Here is a 17,080-nt window from a genome sequence, read left to right as displayed (position 1 = left end):
GCGGGGTGTCAGGCATGGGGATGAGGGGTTGGCGCGGCGCAGCAGGCGGTCTACACTAGGTGCGACAAGCGAACAAACGTACGCATAGCGAACACCACTGGTGGGGTGGACGCGGGCAGGAGTTCTCATGGAGGACGTCATGAAGGATGTCTTCGTCTACGACGGTGTGCGGACGCCCTTCGGCAAAGTCGGCGGAGCCCTGGCCGGGCAGCGCCCGGACGATCTGGCGCAGCAGGTCATCAGTGCGCTGGTAGGCCGGGCTCCGAAGCTCGATCCTGCCGCGGCCGGAGATGTCGTGGGCGAGGTGATCCTGGGAAACGCCAACGGCGCGGGGGAGGAGAACCGCAACGTCGCCCGCATGGCGTGGCTGTTGGCGGGTCTCCCTGTGGAGGTGCCGGCCAGCACCGTCAATCGGCTGTGCGGCTCCTCGCTGGACGCGGCGATCTCCGGTGCGCGGCAGATCGCGCTGGGGGAGACCGACGTCGTGCTCACCGGCGGCGTGGAGTCCATGTCCCGGGCGCCGTGGGTGCTGCCCAAGACGGACCGGCCCTTTCCGCTGAAGAACCTCGAAGCCGTCAACACCACTCTGGGCTGGCGGCTGGTCAACGACCGGATGCCCGCCGAGTGGACCGTCTCCCTGGGGGAGGCCACCGAGCAGCTGCGCGAGCGCCACGGCATCAGCCGTGAACGGCAGGACTCCTTCGCCGCCGAATCCCACGCCCGTGCGGGCCAGGCCTGGTCTGAGGGTCGCTATGCCGAGATGGTCGTCGAGGTCCCCGGAGTGGGCCTTCCCCGGGACGAGACCATCCGCGACGGCGTGACTCCCGAGTCGCTGGCTGGGCTGAAGACGGTTTTCCGGCGTGAAGACGGCACAGTGACCGCCGGCAATGCCTCACCCATGAACGACGGTGCCTCGGCCGCCTGGCTGGGCTCCGCCCGCGGCGGCGAACTGCTGGGTCTGGCCCCGCAGGCGCGCATGGCGGGCTGGGGCACCGCCGCGAATGAACCGCAGTTCTTCGGCTATGCCCCGGTGGAGGCGGCAGGCCGCGCGCTGGCGCGGGCCGGGATCGGCTGGGCCGACGTCGGCGCCGTGGAGCTCAACGAGGCCTTCGCCGCCCAGTCCCTGGCCTGCCTGGACGCCTGGGGGTTCGGTGACGAGCGCGACCCGGCCATCGTCAACGCCTGGGGCGGCGCCATCGCCATCGGGCATCCGCTCGGCGCCTCCGGCACTCGCGTGCTGGCCACGCTGGCCCGCCGGATGCAGGCCGAGGGCGTCCGGTGGGGCGTGGCGGCGCTGTGCATCGGCGTCGGGCAGGGGATCGCTGTCGTGCTGGAGCGCGCGGACTGAGCTGTGCTGGAGAACACTGATGGAGGAGGACGAGGATGATCACGATCGCACGCGATGCGGCGGAGGCCGTGGGTGAGGTGGAGGACGGCTCCACAGTGCTGCTGGGAGGGTTCGGCAACCCGGGGCAGCCCATGGAGCTGATCGACGCGCTGCTGGACTCCGGCGCACGCGATCTGACCGTGGTGAACAACAACGCCGGCCAGGCCGACGCCGGACTCGCGCTGCTCATCAAAGAGCGGCGTGTGGCGAAGATGATCTGCTCCTTCCCCCGGCAGTCAGACTCCTGGCACTTCGATGAGGCCTATCGGGCCGGGGAGATCGGGCTGGAGCTGGTGCCGCAGGGAAACCTGGCGGAACGGCTGCGCGCCGCCGGGGCCGGCATCGGGGGATTCTTCACCCCCACCGGGTACGGCACCGTGCTGGCCGAGGGCAAGGAGACCCGCGTCATCGACGGGCGCGGCTATGTCCTGGAGCAGCCGTTGCCCGGGGACATCGCACTGATCAAGGCGCTGCGCGCTGACGAGGCCGGCAACCTGGTCTACCGGAAGACGGCCCGGAACTTCGGGCCGGTCATGGCCGCGGCAGCCGCCCACACCGTGGTCCAAGTGGATGAGCTCGTCCCCGTCGGCGGCATCGATCCCGAGCATGTGGTCACCCCGGGCATCCACGTGGACACCGTCACCGTCATCCCGACAGCCTCCGGCGAGGCCGCCCTGAAGGAGATCGCATGACCGCGCAGCAGACCACCGGAACTCAGGAATCGGCCCGTCTGGGCCGGGACGACCTCGCCCGGCTCATCGCCTCCGACATCGCTCCGGGGTCCTATGTGAATCTCGGCATCGGGCAGCCCACGCTGGTCGCTGATCACCTGACTCCGGAGGGCGGGGTGACCCTGCACACCGAGAACGGCATGCTCGGCATGGGGGCGCAGGCTCACGGCGACGATGTGGACCCCGATCTCATCAATGCCGGGAAGATCCCGGTCACCGAGCTGCCCGGGGCCAGCTACTTCCACCACGCCGACTCCTTCGCCATGATGCGTGGCGGGCACCTGGACGTCTGTGTGCTGGGCGCCTTCCAGGTCTCGGCGGCCGGGGATCTGGCCAACTGGTCCACCGGGGCCCCGGATGCGATCCCGGCCGTCGGCGGAGCGATGGATCTCGCCGTCGGTGCCAGGCAGGTTTTCGTGATGATGACGCTCTTCGCCAAGGACGGCTCGCCGAAGCTGGTCCCGGAGTGCACCTTCCCGGTCACTGGGCTGGGCTGCGTGAGCCGGGTGTACACGGACCACGGGGTGTTCCTGCTGGACCGCCGCGCGGACGGGGCGGCCCAGCTGATCCTGCGTGAGGCCCATGGCATCACCGTGGAGGAGCTGCGGGAGCGGCTCGAGGTGCCCTTCGACGTCGCCGAATGAGCCTGGACGTCATCGAGTGGCGGAGCGCCATCGAGTGGCCGTGAATCCCGGCATCTGGGGGTGCCCGACGGCGTGTCATCCCGTCAGTGCTGGGATTCGTGGCCACTCGGCGCGGGATTCTCGGCCTCCAGTGAGTCGATGAGCTCCAGTCCTCGCTGCGCCCAGGCCACTTCGGCCTCGCCGCGGGCGATGAGCCCCTCATAGGCGAAGGCCTTGTACGCCACGATCCGCTCGTGGGTCTGGGGCGGGAACTTCTCCAGCCGGGCCGCGATGGTGCGGTGGCTGTGGTCCAGGATCACCTCGCGGGCCGCTCGCCAGCGGTCCAGCATGCCGTTGTAGAACGCGATGTGCCGGCGGAGGTGGTCGCGGGCCCGCTCGGCGTCGGCCCACTCGAAGTAGGCCGCCTGCATATGGGCGGCGTCGCGCAGCGGCCCATAGTCCAGCGGTGCGTCCATCCAGTCGCGGAAAGCCCGTTCTCCGTCCTCGGTGATGTAGTACCGCGTCTTGGTGCTGTTGGGCCCCCAGGGCACCTGTACACCGTCGACGAGCCCTTCCTTCTCCATGCGTCGCAGCTCGGGGTAGATCTGCGAGTCCGGTGCGTTCCACACGTGCCCCACGGAGCTGTCGAAGCGTTTGGCGGCCTCGTACCCAGTCAGCGGCTCGGCGGTCAGCAGCGCGAGCAGGGCGGCGCGCAGGCTCATCGATCCGCTCTCCTTCCTCCTCAGATGCGGGGTCTTGACGACGACTATATCGCTGGCTACGGTGTGTCTCAGCTCACAGAATAACTATCGGCATAGTCAATGGACGAAGTGAGTCACGCCGATCAGTCGCGTAGCGGACACCAGGAGGCAGTGATGACGGATCTCGGGCCCACGGGCGCGACCGCAAAGAGCATGGAGTACCCCCTCAACGCCTGGTATGTGGCCGGATGGGACCACGAGATCGGGCGGAAGGAGATCACCGCCCGCACGGTGGCCGGTCGCCCCATGGCGCTCTACCGCACGGAGGAGGGGCGCCCCGTCGCGCTCGCCGACGCCTGCTGGCACCGTCTCGCGCCGCTGTCCATGGGGCAGCTCGTCGGCGCCGACGGCATCCAGTGCCCCTATCACGGACTGCGATACAACTCGGCCGGACGGTGCACCCATATGCCGGCTCAGGAGACCATCAACCCCTCGGCCATGGTCGCCTCGTATCCCGCGGTGGAGCGGCACCGATTCGTCTGGGTCTGGCCGGGCGATCCCACGCTGGCGGACCCTTCGCTCATCCCGAACATGCACCAGATGGACTCCCCGGACTGGGCCGGAGACGGCCGCACCATCGATGTGGCCGCCAACTACCAGCTCGTGCTGGACAACCTCATGGACCTCACCCATGAGGAGTTCCTGCACTCCTCCTCCATCGGGCAGAAGGAGCTCAGCTCTTCCGACATCGACGTCACCCATGATGAGCGCACCGTCACCGTCACCCGGTTCATGGAGGACATCGAGGCGCCCCCGTTCTGGCGGAAGAACATGCGGGACCGCTTCCCGGACTTCGAGGGCCGCGTGGACCGGTGGCAGATCATCACCTTCGAGATGCCCTCGACCATCTGCATCGACGTCGGCGTGGCCGAGGCCGGCACCGGTGCGCTGGAGGGTGACCGCAGCCGCGGGGTCAACGGCTTCGTGATGAACACCATCACGCCCGTGGGCCGACGCCGCTCGCTCTACTTCTGGGCGTTCATGCGCAACTACTGCCTGGACCAGCAGCGCATCACCACGCAGCTGCGCGATGGCGTCCACGGCGTCTTCGCCGAGGACGAGGAGATGCTCATGGCACAGCAGAAGGCCATCAAGGCCAACCCTGACCACGAGTTCTACAACCTCAACATCGACGCCGGCGGCATGTGGGTCCGCCGCCTCATCCAGGCCGCCGTCGAAGCCGAGCGGATGATGGACCATGGAGCATCCTCGGGCGAGCCGGTGACGGCCCTCGCCGAGGGCGCGAGGGTGGTGCGCTGAGATGGCCGGTTCCGCGCAGGCCCGTTGGCAGACTGGGCGCGTGCACGCCGCCGCCCCGGCCGCAGAGGGCATCCGGAGGATCGAGATCGAGCTGGAGCAGCCGGTCCGGGTGGAACCCGGTGCGCATGTGGATCTGCGCATCGACTCCGGGGACATCCGCTCCTATTCGCTGGTCGGCTGTTCTCAGGACGGGCGTCGGATCACTCTCGGGGTGAACCTCTCACCCACCTCCCGCGGGGGATCGCGCTACATGCACTCTTTGCAGCCCGGCGACACCCTCCCGGTGACCTTCCCGCTGCAGAACTTCCCGCTGCGCGTCGGCGCCCCGCGCTACGTGCTGCTCGCCGGCGGCATCGGGATCACCGCTCTGGCCGGCATGGCCTCGGCGCTGCGCCGGCTCGGCGCCGACTACACGCTGGTCTTCGTCGGCCGCACGCGGGAACGGATGGCCTTCCTGGAGGAGCTGACCAGCACGCACGGCGAGAACCTGCGCCTGCACGTCGACGATGAGGGCGGGCCGCTGTCCGTGCCGGAGCTCCTCGACCAGGTCGACCCCGCCACGGAGCTCTATATGTGCGGACCCATCCGGCTCATGGACGCCGTACGTCGAGAGTGGCTGCAACGCGAGCTCCCGCTGCCGAACCTGCGCTACGAGACCTTCGGCAGCAGCGGCTGGTTCCAGGCGGAGGAGTTCCTCGTCCGCGCCCCCTCCTGGGGTGTGGAGACCGTGGTGGGAACCGGCGAGTCCCTGCTGGACGCCCTGGAGCGTTCCGGGGTGGAGGCCATGTCGGACTGCCGCAAAGGCGAATGCGGGCTCTGTGTGCTCCCCGTCGAGAGCCTCGACGGCGCGATCGACCACCGCGACGTCTTCTTCTCCGAGCGGCAGAAGCAGGACGACGCCACGCTCTGCGCCTGCGTCTCCCGTGTCGCGCGACGGAAGGATCCCGCGGCGCAGGCTGACCAAGGAGCTCCGCCGTCGTCCTCGATGCCCACCATCACCCTCGACGTCCACTGACGTCCCCGTCGCCTCGGAAGGAACACCCCATGGATCTGCGCGCCCGCATCGACGCGGCCCCGATGACGTCCTATCAGTGGCTCATCGTGGGTCTGTGCGTCGTGCTCAACATCCTCGACGGCTTCGACGTCATGGCCTTGGCCTTCACCGCCGCCGCCGTCGGCGAGGAGTTCCAACTGAGCGGCTCCGTGCTGGGTCTGCTGCTCAGCGCAGCCCTGATCGGCATGGCCGTCGGGGCGCTCGTGCTCGGGCCTGTGGCGGACAAGGTCGGACGCCGGCCCACTGTGCTGGTCTCCGTGGCTCTGGCCGCGATCGGTCCCGCCCTGGTGGCGATCTCGAGCTCCGCCCTTGAGGTGGGCCTCTGGCGGTTCGTCACCGGGCTGGGCGTCGGCGGCGTCCTGGTGTGCACCACGGTGATCGTCAGCGAATACTCCTCCGCTCGCTGGCGGGGGCTCGCGGTGAGCATCTACGCGGCGGGCTTCGGAGTCGGAGCCACCTTGGGCGGCCTGGCGGCGGTGACCCTGCAGGAGGGATTCGGCTGGCGGGGCGTGTTCGTGGCCGGGGCGCTGCTCTCAGCGATCGTGCTGGTGGTGCTGATCGCCGTCCTGCCCGAATCCATCGACTTCCTACGCGTGAGGGCACGGTCGAGGGATCGGGCGCGGATCAGTGAGTTGGCCCGCCGGATGGGGCACGACCTCGACGCAGTGGAGTCAGACCTGGCTCGTGATCCGCACGCCGCGCGGGACGACGCCGCGGCGGCCGGACGCATCGGGGACCTGTTCCGCGGCGCCCGGAGGCGCCGGACGCTGCTGCTCTGGGCGGCCTTCTTCTGCACCATGTTCGGCTTCTACTTCGCGAACTCCTGGACCCCCACCCTGCTGGAGGCCTCCGGGCTGAGCCGCGAGCAGAGCGCCAACCTCGGCATGATGGTCGCCCTGGGCGGGGCTGTGGGATCGGTGCTCTTCGGCCTGTGCGCCAGCCGCTGGCCCGCCCGGACGGTGCTGTTCTGCTTCCTTCTGCTGTCGGCCGGGACGATGACGGTGCTCATCGCCGCCACAGCCTTCATGCCGGTGGCCTTCGTGATCGGGATCCTCATCGGGGCGCTCATCAACGGCTGCATCGCCGGACTGTACACGCTCGCCCCCGCCCAGTACGGGCCGCGTCTGCGCAGCACCGGCGTGGGGTGGGCGATCGGGGTCGGGCGTGCGGGGGCGATTCTGGCTCCCCTGGCGGCCGGCGCCCTGATGGACCTGGACTGGACGCCCGCGCAGCTGTACGGAGCGGTGGCCGGCGTCGTCGTCCTCGGTGCCGTGGCGGTGTTCCTGCTGCCGCGGCCTGCGCCGGAGCGCGCTGGGGACGCGGACGAGCAGCTGCGCACCGGCGCGGCGAGGACGGGTGGCGCCGTGCAGGACTCCTTGACCGCGCAGGACTCCCCGACTGTGCAGTGCCCCTCGACGCGGGTCTGACCGGCGGTTCCCTCAGGAACCGGCCCGATCGGCGGCGAAGACCACGGCGGAGAGCAGGCGCAGGACCTCCTGGCGCTCCTGTTCGGTGAGGCAGGCGAAGAGCTCCTCGTGGGCCAGCTGCGTCTGCTCGGCGGCCTGCTCATGGAGTCGATGCCCCTCCGGTGTGCCCACCAGGATCTTGGAGCGGCGGTCCCGAGGATCCACCTCCCGGCGCAGCGCGCCGCGGCGCTCCAGTCGGTCCACCAGCGCGACCACCTGGCTGGGGTCCAGGTCCAGGAACCGGCCGAGCTCGCGCTGGGAGGGCCGCGTGTCGGAGCAGGCCATGGACAGCACCGCGAAGTCGCGCACCTTGAGTCCCAGAGGGGCGAGCCGACGGTTCGCCGAGGCATTGCCGAGCCCCCGCACCCGAGCGATGAGGAAGGCCGCCTCCTGGGCCAAGGGCGTGTCATGGAAGCGCGTGATGTCGTCGCGCCGGCGGCTGGCCTCCGCTTCGGTGGCGGCAGGTCCGGGGATCTTCACCGGGCTGGAGTTCTCGGGGCTGGGCTTCTCGGGGCTCATCGGGCCTCTCTGGGACGAGTCGGACATGTGGTGATCGACAACCATTGACTTTATCAATGGTATCGGTTGTGATGTATCCCACGTGGCAGGGGGAGCCTGCCTGTCGAAGGATACGAGAGGAGCCGATGTGCTGCTTGAGGGAAAGACGGCGATCGTCACCGGATCCGGCGCTGGACTGGGCCTGGCCTATGCGCAGGAGCTCGCGCGTCATGGCGCGGCCGTCGTGGTCAACGACGTCGACGCCGAGGCCGCGGAGTCCGCGGTGGCGAGCATCCGGTCTGAGGGCGGCCGGGCGGCCGCTTGTGTGGCGCCGGTGGGCAGTACCGAGGCTGCCGAGCAGCTGGTCTCCACCGCGGTGGAGGAGTTCGGCGGCCTGGACATCCTGGTCACGAATGCCGGCATTCTGCGGGACCGCTCGCTGCTGAAGATGACTGATGAGGACTTCGACGCCGTCATCGGCGTCCACCTGCGCGGCACCTTCACCGCCGTGCGCGCGGCCTTCGCCCACTTCAAATCCCACCAGGTGCCCGGGCGGATCATCTGCATCGGCTCACCCACCGGCCAGCGCGGCACCTTCGGGCAGACCAACTACGCGGCCGCCAAGGCCGGCATCGTCGGGATGGTACGCACCTGGGCGCTGGAGATGCGGCGGAGCGAGGTCTGCGTCAATGCGGTCATCCCGGTGGCCGCCACCGCGATGACCAAGACCGTCCCCTATTTCCAGAAGGCGGTCGAGGCCGATGACCGTGGCGAACCGATGCCGGACTTCTTCCGGAAGACCCTCGGCTTCGGAACGGCGGACGACGTCGCCGGGCTGGTGGCCTTCCTGGCCTCCGACGACGCGGCCGAGATCACCGGTCAGGTCATCGGCGCCGGAGGGGACCGGCTGCAGGTCTGGAACCACCCCCAGGCGGCTGCTGAGGCGCTGCATGCGGGCGGATGGGATGTCGAGGCGCTCCAGGGCGAGGGGCGCAGGCTCATCGAGGAGCATCTGCAGACGGTCGGGGAGAAGCTGCCCGAACTCCCTGCCGAGTTGAGGCCGGAGCAGGGCTGAGGGCCGGAGGCGAGCACATGCGCTACGAATGCGGGGTAGACCCCGAAGCCGTCGAAGCCATTGACATGCACGTCCACCTCGAAGTGGACGCCTGCGGACATCGCTCCATGCCGGAGAAGTTCTTCGACGCCTCCGCGAAGTACTTCAAGACCACCGAGCGGACCCCGTCGATCGATCAGATCGCCGAGATCTACCGCCAGGCCCGCATGGCTGCAGTGGTGTTCACCGTGGACGCCACCACCGCGCTGGGCCACCCGCCCAACTCCATCGACGATCTCGTCGCCGGCTGCCTGCGGAACCGGGACACACTGATCCCCTTCGGCTCCGTCGACCCGCGCCAGGGCAGAGCCGCCGTCGTCGAGGCCCGCCGCCAGGCCGAGGAGCTCGGGGTCCGAGGATTCAAGTTCCACCCCTCCGTCCAGGGCTTCGACCCCTCCGAGGAGACCTTCTCTCCGCTCTGGGCGGAGCTGGAGGACATCGGACTGCCGGCGGTCTTCCACACCGGGCAGAACGGGATGGGCGCAGGGCTCCCCGGCGGAGGGGGCATCAAGCTCAAACACTCCAACCCGCTGCTGCTGGACGAGGTCGCCGCCGACCACCCGGGGCTGACCATCATCATGGCCCACCCCTCGGTGCCCTGGCAGGAGGAGGCCAACTCGATCGCCACCCATAAGGCCAACGTGTTCATCGACCTCTCCGGCTGGTCCCCCCGCTACTTCCCCGAGTCCCTGGTGCGGCTGGCCAGCACCGTGCTGGCCGAGAAGCTGCTCTTCGGCACCGATTTCCCGCTCATCACCCCGGAGAAGTGGCTGCGGAACTTCGCGGAGCTGCCCATCAAGGACGAAGTCCGCCCGCTGATCCTCAAGGAGAACGCGGTGACGCTGCTGAGGCTGGGGGCCGCCGGAGCTGCCGCAGGGAGCCCCTCATGAGCCCTGACCGTCAGTCCCACCGTCAGCACGGCCGCCGGCCCGGCGATGCCCCCGGAGGCTACGCGGCAGGCCTCGCCGCCGACCTGTACGGCTTCGCCGAGCGGCTCACCGAGGCCGAGCAGGCCGTCCTGGAGGAGCTCCATACCGTGCTTCAGGCCGAGGTCCGGCCCCGGCTGCTCGAGGCTTGGGACGCCGCCCGGCTCCCGGAGGCGATCACCACGCCGCTGGTCCGTCTGCGCCTCATGGATCCGCCGGTCCTGACCCGGGCCGGGGAGCCACTGCGGCAGCTCATGCGGGGATTCATCAGCTTCGAGATCGCCCGCTGCGACCTCTCCATGGCCACCTGGTTCAACGCCCAGGCCAGCCTGTTCCGTACCCTGTGCCGGATCGGCGCTGACCCTGAGAACGCCGCAGAGCTGGATCAGCGGATCCGCGCCTATGAGCTCACCGGCGTCTTCGCCCTCACCGAGCCGGGGCACGGCTCCGACGTGGCCCGCGGACTGACCACCACGGCCACCCGCACCCCCGACGGTGCGGGCTGGGTCCTCGAGGGCGCCAAGCGCTGGATCGGTGGAGCCGATCGGGCCGACGTGTTGGCCACCTTCGCCCGGGAAGCCGAGGACGGTCGGATCCGCTGCTTCCTGGTGCCGCGCGAGGCGCCGGGGGTCGGTGTCCGGGTGATCGGGCACAAGGCCTCCCTGCGCATCATGCAGAATGCGGAGATTCGCTATGAGGGGGTCGAGGTCTCCGACGCCGCGCGGCTTCCCGGCATCGACGGCTTCGCCGACGTCTCGCGGTGCCTGCGCCAGATGCGCTCCGACGTCGCTTGGATGGCGGTCGGCGCCATGGCCGGCGCCTACGAAGCGGCGCTGCGGCAGGTCGGTGCTCGCGAGCAGTTCGGCCGGCCGCTGGCGGGCTTTCAGCTCATCCAGGAGAAGTTCGCGCGGATGCTCGGCCAGCTCACCGGCTCCTTGGCGCTGGTGGTCCGGCTGACCGAGCAGCAGCAGGACGGCATCTACCGGGAGGAGAGCTCCGCCCTGGCGAAGATGCAGACCGCCCTGGCGCTCCGGGAGGTGGTCGCCCTGGCCCGGGAGGTCTGCGGGGGCGACGGCATCACCCTGGAGACCGACGTCGCCCGCTTCCACGCCGACGCGGAGGCCGTCTACTCCTATGAAGGCACCCATGAGATCAACGCGCTGCTGGTGGGACGGGCGGTCACCGGGCACAGCGCCTTCGTCTGAACGGCCCGCAGCGTGTCCTGCCCGAACCCCGCTCCGCGTGGCCCACAGCACCCCACATCACGTCCACAGCAAGGAGAGCACATGACCACCACCGCATCGCAGACCGTGGTGTCCTTCGAGGAGGCCGCCGACCTGGCAGGCACCGACCTCGGCACCACCGCGTGGCGCACGATCACCCAAGAGATGGTCGACACCTTCGCCGACGCCACCGAGGACCACCAGTGGATCCACGTGGACCCCGAGCGCGCCGCCGAAGGTCCCTTCGGCGGAACCATCGCCCACGGTTTCCTCACCCTGGCGCTGATCATCCCCTGTTGGGGGGAGCTGCTCGACGTCACCGGGGTGACCACCAAGGTCAACTACGGGCTGGACAAGGTTCGATTCACCGCCCCCGTGCGGGTCGGCTCCCGGGTGCGGATGCACGGCACTGTCGCCGACGTCGCCGTCCTCCCCGGCGGCGGGCTGCACCTGACCGTGGACGCCACCTTCGAGATCGAGGGGCAGGAGCGTCCCGCGCTGGTCGCCCGATTCCTGGCCCGCTTCTATGCCTGAGCACGGCCGTTCCCGTGAGCACACCTGAGGAGAAGTCATGACCACCGTCCGCACCACCACCACTCGCCGCTCCCGTGCCCTGGGCGCCGCCGTCGTCGGCCTGCTCGCGCTCAGCGCCTGCGGAGGAGACGACGACACCGCCTCCGAGGAGGGGATTCCCGAGGGAGAACTCGTCGACGTCACCGTCGGCGTGCTGCCGATCGCCCCGTCGGTGGGGATCTACTACGGCATCGAGCACGGCATCTTCGAGGAGCACGGGCTCGACGTCGAGCTCGAGTACGCCGACGGCGGCGCCGCGATGCTCCCGGCGGTGAGCACTCAGCAGTACGAGTTCGGCATCGGCAACCCGAACTCCGTGCTCAATGCCGCGGACCAGGGTCTGGACATCCGGATCGTCTCCGGTTACACGAACTCCTGGGCGGAGGGCGACGACGTCGCCGGAGTCATCGCCAAGGCCGACAGCGGCATCGAGGACTGGACCGACCTGGAGGGCGCCTCCGTGGCGATCAACGCGCTGCAGACCCAGGGCGACCTGACCATCATGGAGTCGGTGGAGAACGCCGGCGGCGACCCGGAGGCCGTCTCCTTCACCGAGATGCCCTTCCCGGACATGCCCGCGCAGCTGGACCTGGACAACATCGACGCCATCTGGGTGCCGGAGCCGTTCATGTCCCAGACGCTCAGCGACGACGCCAACCACCTGGTGGGCCACTCCTTCCAGGACGCCGTCCCGGGGATGCCCACCATGGTGGCTTTCAGCTCCGGGGACTACGTGGACCAGAACCCGGAGGTCGCCCAGGCCTTCCATGACGCGATGCGCGAGGCGCTCTCTGCGGCTCAGGCCGACGAAGAGGGCGCCCGTGAGCTGCTCGTGGACTTCATCGACATGCCGGAAGAGGCTGCGATGAGCATCGCCATGGAGGAGTTCGAGGCCGAGATCCGTACTGAGGAGATCGACGAGGTCGCCGAACTGATGGTCAAGTACGGATTCATCAGCGAGGTGCCGGAGATGTCGGAGATCTACTTCGTCGACTGAGGAGGAGCCACACATGATCAACCACGGTCTGGGGGACTGGATCCACCGACGTCGGGTCCGGATGGCCGACCGGCCGGCGCTGCTCAGCACCGCCGGCGACCTCACCTACGGGGAGCTGGCCTCCCGCATCGACCGGCTGGCTCAGGCCTTGGCCCAGCGGGGAGTGCGGCCCGGAGACCGGGTGGCCTACCTGGGGGAGAACGCCCCCTCGGTGCTCGAGTGCCTCTTCGCCGCGGGCAGCCTGGGGGCGGTGTTCGTGCCGCTGAACACTCGGCTGGCGCCCCCAGAGCTGGCCTTCCAGCTGCGGGACTCTGGGGCGCGGGCGCTGGTCTGCTCCGCCGAGCTTAGGCGACAGGGTCTGGTCAGCTGCCCGGAGACCCTGGTGGAGCGGGTGCTGATCGTCGGCGGGGAGACCGTGCCCGCCGAGCTGGAGGACCTGGCCGTCGAGCATCTGGGTGCCGAGGACTCCGCGCGGCCGGTGCTGGAGGCCTATGAGCCCGTCCTGGTCTCCGGTGCTGACGAGCGGCCCCAGGTGCCCGTCGCCCAGGACGACCTGGCAGTCATCCTGTACACCTCGGGCACCACGGGGCGGCCCAAGGGTGCGATGCTCAGCCACGGGAACCTGCACTGGAACGCGCTGAACGTGATCACCGACTACGACATCACCAGTCGGGACGTGGCGCTGATGATCTCCCCGCTGTTCCACGTGGCCGCCCTCAGCCAGGGGACCCTGCCGGTGCTGCTCAAGGGTGGCGCCGTCATCCTGGAGGCCCGGTTCGATCCTGGCCGTGCCCTGCGGCTGATCGAGGAGCTCGGGGTGACCAACATGTCCGGGGTGCCCACCACCTATCAGATGCTCTGCGAACATCCGGACTGGGAGTCCACCGACCTGTCCTCGCTGCGCACGCTGACCTGTGGCGGATCGGGGGTGCCGGCGCGGGTGCTCGACGCCTATGAGGACCGCGGCATGGCATTCACCATGGGTTACGGGCTCACCGAGACTGCTCCCGGGGCTACGATGCTGCCGCCCTCCCACTCGCGGGCCAAGCAGGGCTCCGCGGGGCTGCCGCACTTCCACACCGACGTCAGGGTGGTCCGACCCGACGGCGAGCGGTGCGCCCCCGGGGAAGTCGGGGAGATCCTGGTGCAGGGCCCCCACGTGGTCGCCGGCTACTGGAACCGGCCCGAAGCCACCGCGGCCGCCCTGGACCACACCGACGAGGGCACCTGGCTCCACACCGGGGACATGGGGCGCCTGGACGAGGAGGGGTTCCTGTATGTCACCGATCGGCTGAAGGACATGATCATCTCCGGCGGGGAAAACATCTACCCCGCCCAGGTGGAGCAGGAGATCGCCCAGCTCGACGCCGTCGCCGCGGTGGCGGTCATCGGGGTCGAGGACGCCCGCTGGGGCGAGGTGCCCCGCGCCGTCGTCGTGGTCCGCGAGGGACACGGGATCACAGCGGAGGAGATCATCCAACACCTGCATGGCCGACTGGCCCGCTACAAGATCCCCAAGTCAGTGGTGTTCGTGGAGGACATGCCGCGCACCGCCTCCGGGAAGATCCGCAAGCCCGCCCTGCGCGAGCTCCACGCCTGAGGCGGCCGTCATCGAGTGGCCGTGAATGTCGGTATCTCAGGGTACTCGTCGGCGTGGCATCGGGCAGATGGCGGGATTCGTGGCCACTCGATGCTCAGTCCGCGCCGAGCTCCTCGGCGATGACCCGCTGGCCGATGCCGAAGGCGACGTTGGCCGCCGGCACGGAGCAGTAGATGGCCGCCTGCAGGAAGACCTCCTTGATCTCGTCGGCGGTCATGCCGTTGCGCAGGGCGGCGCGGATGTGCATCTCCAGCTCCTCCCAGTAACCGCCGGCGATCATGGCGGTCAGCGTGATGGCCGAACGTGTGGTGCGCGGTAGGCCCGGGCGGGTCCAGATGCCGCCCCAGGCATAGCGGGTGATGAGCTCCTGGAAGTCTTCGGTGAAGGCGTCCTTCTTCGCCTCGGCGCGGTCCACATGTGCATCGGAGAGGACCTCGCGGCGCACCTCCATACCGGCGGCATAAGGGTCTTCAGGGGGCGTGGGGCGGGGGTCAGTCATCGAGCAGCTCCTCCAGAAGTCGGGCCGTGGCCTCGGGGGCCTCGGCGGGGGCCAGGTGTGCGACTCCCTCGAGCGTCACCGCCCGCACCGGCACGGAGCCTGCCGCCGCGCCGTCGGCGATCGCCGCGGCAGCCGCCGGGGGACACACGGTGTCCTCGGCGCCGTTGATCACCAGCAGAGGACGGGCGAATCGGTCCAGACGGCCGGTGAGGTCATGGGTGCCCAGGGCGTGGCAGGCGTGGGCGTAACTGTGGCGATCGGCGTGCTGCAGGGACTGCAGCAGGCTGGTGGCCACCCGGGGGTGCTCGGCCATGAACCCAGGGGCGAACCATCGCTGGGCCGAGCCCTCCACGATCGTGGGGGTGCCCGCCTGGGCCACGAGCGCGGCCCGCTCGGCCCAGCTCTGCGGGGTGCCGATGCGGGCCGCGGTGCAGATCGCGGCCATCCGGTCGATGCGGGTCTCCGGCCGCTGGGCCAGCGTCAGCGAGGTGGCCCCGCCGATGGACACCCCGGCGGCCAGCACCGGGGTCGACGTCGGCAGGGCGTGCTCAGCGACCACTCCCGCCAGGGCCTCCTCCACGCCGTCGGCCAGATCCTGAAGGGTGAACGGACCGTCGGAGGGCCGTCCCTCCCCGTGGCCCGGCAGGTCCCAGCCGATGACGACGAACCGCTCACCCAGCCACGGCAGGGCAGGGCCCCAGAGCGCCGAGACGCTCGTGCCCAGCGAAGGTCCCACCAGCAGCAGCGGGCGCTCGCCGGAGGCCAGGTCCTCGATGCGGCCGGCAAGCAGGGTCGGAGTGAGGGTGAGGGATCCCTGGGTCTGCGTCATCGACTCTTCCTGTGGTGGCTGGTTGGTCAGTGGTGTGTGGCAGGGGGTGCGACGCCGAGACATCGGGGGCGAGGCGTCAGGGACAGAGGCGTCAGGGGGCGAGCCCCGCTCGCAGCTCGGCGAACCGGGCCCGCGCGGCGTCGATGAGCTGGGCCGAGCGGCCCACGTATCGGTGGGGGTCCAGCGTCTCGGTCAGCTCGTCGTCGCTGATCGTCTCGGCCGGGAGCTCCTGCCGCAGCCGGGCGGTCAGGTCGATCTCGCCGTGTCCTGCCTCCGCCAGCAGCGCCTTCAGTCCGGCCGGTCCACCCGGGTGGGCTCCGCCCAGTCGGGCCAGGAGGCGTTCGCCGAGCACTCCCGGGCCCGCGGTGTCCAGATTCTGACGCATCGCCGCGGGGAAGACCTGAAGGCCCTCGCACAGCTCTGCGGCCCGGGCGGCGGCACCCCCGGTGAGGCGCAGCAGCTCGGTCAGGGCTGGCCATTCGGCGTGCCAGGCGCCGTCGGGCCGTTCGTCCACTGCGGCGCCGGCGGCCTGGTGGAGTGTGGCCAGGTGTCCGGGCCCGGCCAGCGCGGCGGAGCGGATCAGCACCGAGAGCACCGGATTCTGCTTCTGGGGCATCGCCGAGGAGCCTCCCCGCCCCGGGGCGGTGGGCTCACGCAGCTCTCCGATCTCCGGGCGCTGCAGGGTGAGCACGTCGGAGGCCAGCGTGCCCAGCGCGGCCAGGGCCTCGGCGGCGGCGGTGGCCGCCTGCAGCACCGGGCGACGTCGGGTGTGCCAGGGCATCGCCGGGAGCGCCAGGCCCAGGGTCTCGGCCAGCCGGGCGGTCAGCGCCTCGGCCCGGGCGGGAGAGTCGGCGAGCTCCACCAGCGCGGCCTGGGTCCCGACGGCCCCGCCCCACTGCAGGGGTGCGGCGCCGGCGGCGGCGTGCAGGCTCTCGGCGGCGTCGGTGAGCGCCTCCAGCCATTGGGCGGCGCGCAGTCCGAAGACGGTGGGCACAGCGGGCTGGGTCAGCGACCGGGCGACGGCGAGCGTCTCCCGGTGGGCGTCCGCAGCCCGGCTCAGCGCCTCTCCGGTACGCAGAAGATCCGTCATGACCTGGTCGATCACCCGGCGCACCACCAGCATCAGGGCGGTGTCGAGCACGTCCTGGCTCGTGGCCCCGCGATGCAGCGCGGCATCCGAGATCCCGCGCTCGGCCAGCAGTCGGCGCAGCTCGGCCAGCAGCGGGATCACCGGATTGCCGCCGCCGGTGGCGGCCTCGGCCAGCGCGGCCGGGTCCGGATGTGCTGCCTCATTCCGGCTCAGTTCCCGCAGTGCCTCCGCGCTCTGCGCAGGAGCGAGTTCCGCCTCGGCCAGCACCTCTCCCCAGGCGGCCTCCACCTCCAACAGCGCGGCGACGACGGCGGCATCGGAGGTCATCGACGCCGCGGCGGTCCCGGCCCAGGCGGGGTTCAGCAGGCCGTGCTGCCCGGTCGGAGCCGCAGGAAGGTGCTCGGGAGGGGAGGTCATGGACACCATCGTCTCAGTCTGCGTCGTGGTTC

17 protein-coding genes are annotated in these 17,080 nt (G+C 70.2%); 12 read left to right on the top strand and 5 right to left on the bottom strand.

The window, feature by feature from the left end; genetic code table 11:
- Positions 1-139 precede the first annotated feature (139 nt).
- Genes ODE13_RS07070 through ODE13_RS07060 form a run of 3 tightly spaced genes read left to right on the top strand, consistent with a single transcriptional unit; the run spans position 140 to position 2,762 of the window.
- The gene (locus tag ODE13_RS07070) at positions 140-1,348 is read left to right on the top strand and encodes a thiolase family protein (RefSeq protein WP_322478732.1); all 1,209 of its coding nucleotides are present in this window, start codon (positions 140-142) and stop codon (positions 1,346-1,348) included.
- Between the two features lie 35 nt (positions 1,349-1,383).
- The gene (locus tag ODE13_RS07065; RefSeq protein ID WP_322478635.1) at positions 1,384-2,079 is read left to right on the top strand and encodes a 3-oxoacid CoA-transferase subunit A; all 696 of its coding nucleotides are present in this window, start codon (positions 1,384-1,386) and stop codon (positions 2,077-2,079) included.
- On the top strand, positions 2,076-2,762 hold the full coding sequence (locus ODE13_RS07060) for a 3-oxoacid CoA-transferase subunit B (protein ID WP_322478634.1): 687 nt from the start codon (positions 2,076-2,078) through the stop codon (positions 2,760-2,762). The genes ODE13_RS07065 and ODE13_RS07060 overlap by 4 nt, the downstream gene beginning before the upstream one ends.
- 83 nt (positions 2,763-2,845) lie before the next feature.
- Here the strand turns inward: ODE13_RS07060 and ODE13_RS07055 are convergent, their stop codons facing one another.
- A complete protein-coding gene (locus ODE13_RS07055) occupies positions 2,846-3,463 on the bottom strand; it encodes a PadR family transcriptional regulator (RefSeq protein ID WP_322478633.1) in 618 nt (205 codons plus the stop codon).
- 153 nt (positions 3,464-3,616) lie between these two features.
- Here ODE13_RS07055 and ODE13_RS07050 point away from each other — a divergent pair, with 153 nt between their 5' ends.
- Genes ODE13_RS07050 through ODE13_RS07040 form a run of 3 tightly spaced genes read left to right on the top strand, consistent with a single transcriptional unit; the run spans position 3,617 to position 7,243 of the window.
- Positions 3,617-4,762 (top strand): aromatic ring-hydroxylating dioxygenase subunit alpha, encoded by a 1,146-nt coding sequence (locus tag ODE13_RS07050; RefSeq protein WP_322478632.1) that lies wholly within the window; start codon positions 3,617-3,619, stop codon positions 4,760-4,762.
- Between the two features lie 40 nt (positions 4,763-4,802).
- The gene (locus ODE13_RS07045; protein WP_322478631.1) at positions 4,803-5,777 is read left to right on the top strand and encodes a PDR/VanB family oxidoreductase; all 975 of its coding nucleotides are present in this window, start codon (positions 4,803-4,805) and stop codon (positions 5,775-5,777) included.
- Between the two features lie 29 nt (positions 5,778-5,806).
- On the top strand, positions 5,807-7,243 hold the full coding sequence (locus ODE13_RS07040) for an MFS transporter (protein WP_322478630.1): 1,437 nt from the start codon (positions 5,807-5,809) through the stop codon (positions 7,241-7,243).
- A 12-nt stretch (positions 7,244-7,255) separates the two neighbouring features.
- Here ODE13_RS07040 and ODE13_RS07035 read toward each other — a convergent pair whose 3' ends face one another.
- On the bottom strand, positions 7,256-7,801 hold the full coding sequence (locus tag ODE13_RS07035) for a MarR family transcriptional regulator (RefSeq protein ID WP_322478629.1): 546 nt from the start codon (positions 7,799-7,801) through the stop codon (positions 7,256-7,258).
- 127 nt (positions 7,802-7,928) lie between these two features.
- On the opposite strand from ODE13_RS07035, the gene ODE13_RS07030 reads away from it, so the two are divergent.
- The 6 genes from ODE13_RS07030 to ODE13_RS07005 all read left to right on the top strand — a co-directional run bounded on the left by ODE13_RS07030 (position 7,929) and on the right by ODE13_RS07005 (position 14,213).
- Positions 7,929-8,855, top strand: a complete 927-nt coding sequence (locus ODE13_RS07030; RefSeq protein ID WP_322478628.1) for an SDR family NAD(P)-dependent oxidoreductase — start codon at positions 7,929-7,931, stop codon at positions 8,853-8,855.
- 17 nt (positions 8,856-8,872) lie between these two features.
- A complete protein-coding gene (locus ODE13_RS07025) occupies positions 8,873-9,784 on the top strand; it encodes an amidohydrolase family protein (protein ID WP_322478627.1) in 912 nt (303 codons plus the stop codon).
- The gene (locus tag ODE13_RS07020) at positions 9,781-11,025 is read left to right on the top strand and encodes an acyl-CoA dehydrogenase family protein (protein WP_322478626.1); all 1,245 of its coding nucleotides are present in this window, start codon (positions 9,781-9,783) and stop codon (positions 11,023-11,025) included. Before ODE13_RS07025 ends, ODE13_RS07020 begins: the two co-directional genes overlap by 4 nt.
- 81 nt (positions 11,026-11,106) lie before the next feature.
- Positions 11,107-11,577 carry a MaoC family dehydratase gene (locus ODE13_RS07015; RefSeq protein ID WP_322478625.1) on the top strand — a complete coding sequence of 157 codons (471 nt, stop codon included), beginning with the start codon at positions 11,107-11,109 and terminating at the stop codon, positions 11,575-11,577.
- A gap of 37 nt (positions 11,578-11,614) precedes the next feature.
- Complete coding sequence (locus tag ODE13_RS07010; protein WP_322478624.1) at positions 11,615-12,613, top strand: ABC transporter substrate-binding protein; 999 nt, start codon at positions 11,615-11,617, stop codon at positions 12,611-12,613.
- Positions 12,614-12,626: 13 nt separating this feature from the next.
- Entirely contained in the window at positions 12,627-14,213 is a 1,587-nt protein-coding gene (locus tag ODE13_RS07005) for a long-chain-fatty-acid--CoA ligase (RefSeq protein ID WP_322478623.1), read from the top strand.
- A gap of 94 nt (positions 14,214-14,307) precedes the next feature.
- Here the strand turns inward: ODE13_RS07005 and pcaC are convergent, their stop codons facing one another.
- The 3 genes from pcaC to ODE13_RS06990 form a co-directional block, all read right to left on the bottom strand.
- On the bottom strand, positions 14,308-14,712 hold the full coding sequence (gene pcaC / locus ODE13_RS07000) for a 4-carboxymuconolactone decarboxylase (protein WP_322478622.1): 405 nt from the start codon (positions 14,710-14,712) through the stop codon (positions 14,308-14,310).
- Complete coding sequence (locus ODE13_RS06995) at positions 14,705-15,541, bottom strand: alpha/beta fold hydrolase (protein ID WP_322478621.1); 837 nt, start codon at positions 15,539-15,541, stop codon at positions 14,705-14,707. The genes pcaC and ODE13_RS06995 overlap by 8 nt, the downstream gene beginning before the upstream one ends.
- A 91-nt stretch (positions 15,542-15,632) precedes the next feature.
- Positions 15,633-17,048, bottom strand: coding sequence for a lyase family protein (locus tag ODE13_RS06990; RefSeq protein WP_322478620.1), 1,416 nt, complete (start codon positions 17,046-17,048; stop codon positions 15,633-15,635).
- Between the last annotated feature and the right edge of the window lie 32 nt (positions 17,049-17,080).

Source organism: Nesterenkonia sp. HG001 (assembly GCF_034438835.1).
GTDB classification, from domain to species: domain Bacteria; phylum Actinomycetota; class Actinomycetes; order Actinomycetales; family Micrococcaceae; genus Nesterenkonia; species Nesterenkonia xinjiangensis.
This window is presented reverse-complemented; position numbering and strand designations above follow the sequence as displayed.

What these genes read in the sequence shown, in the direction of transcription:
- ODE13_RS07020 (WP_322478626.1), top strand. Translation starts at nt 9,781, where the DNA reads ATGAGCCCTGACCGTCAGTCCCACCGTCAGCACGGCCGCCGGCCCGGC.
- ODE13_RS06995 (WP_322478621.1), bottom strand. Translation starts at nt 15,541, where the DNA reads ATGACGCAGACCCAGGGATCCCTCACCCTCACTCCGACCCTGCTTGCC.
- ODE13_RS07010 (WP_322478624.1), top strand. Translation starts at nt 11,615, where the DNA reads ATGACCACCGTCCGCACCACCACCACTCGCCGCTCCCGTGCCCTGGGC.
- pcaC (WP_322478622.1), bottom strand. Translation starts at nt 14,712, where the DNA reads ATGACTGACCCCCGCCCCACGCCCCCTGAAGACCCTTATGCCGCCGGT.
- ODE13_RS07025 (WP_322478627.1), top strand. Translation starts at nt 8,873, where the DNA reads ATGCGCTACGAATGCGGGGTAGACCCCGAAGCCGTCGAAGCCATTGAC.
- ODE13_RS07050 (WP_322478632.1), top strand. Translation starts at nt 3,617, where the DNA reads ATGACGGATCTCGGGCCCACGGGCGCGACCGCAAAGAGCATGGAGTAC.
- ODE13_RS06990 (WP_322478620.1), bottom strand. Translation starts at nt 17,048, where the DNA reads ATGACCTCCCCTCCCGAGCACCTTCCTGCGGCTCCGACCGGGCAGCAC.
- ODE13_RS07060 (WP_322478634.1), top strand. Translation starts at nt 2,076, where the DNA reads ATGACCGCGCAGCAGACCACCGGAACTCAGGAATCGGCCCGTCTGGGC.
- ODE13_RS07040 (WP_322478630.1), top strand. Translation starts at nt 5,807, where the DNA reads ATGGATCTGCGCGCCCGCATCGACGCGGCCCCGATGACGTCCTATCAG.
- ODE13_RS07055 (WP_322478633.1), bottom strand. Translation starts at nt 3,463, where the DNA reads ATGAGCCTGCGCGCCGCCCTGCTCGCGCTGCTGACCGCCGAGCCGCTG.
- ODE13_RS07070 (WP_322478732.1), top strand. Translation starts at nt 140, where the DNA reads ATGAAGGATGTCTTCGTCTACGACGGTGTGCGGACGCCCTTCGGCAAA.
- ODE13_RS07015 (WP_322478625.1), top strand. Translation starts at nt 11,107, where the DNA reads ATGACCACCACCGCATCGCAGACCGTGGTGTCCTTCGAGGAGGCCGCC.
- ODE13_RS07035 (WP_322478629.1), bottom strand. Translation starts at nt 7,801, where the DNA reads ATGAGCCCCGAGAAGCCCAGCCCCGAGAACTCCAGCCCGGTGAAGATC.
- ODE13_RS07065 (WP_322478635.1), top strand. Translation starts at nt 1,384, where the DNA reads ATGATCACGATCGCACGCGATGCGGCGGAGGCCGTGGGTGAGGTGGAG.
- ODE13_RS07005 (WP_322478623.1), top strand. Translation starts at nt 12,627, where the DNA reads ATGATCAACCACGGTCTGGGGGACTGGATCCACCGACGTCGGGTCCGG.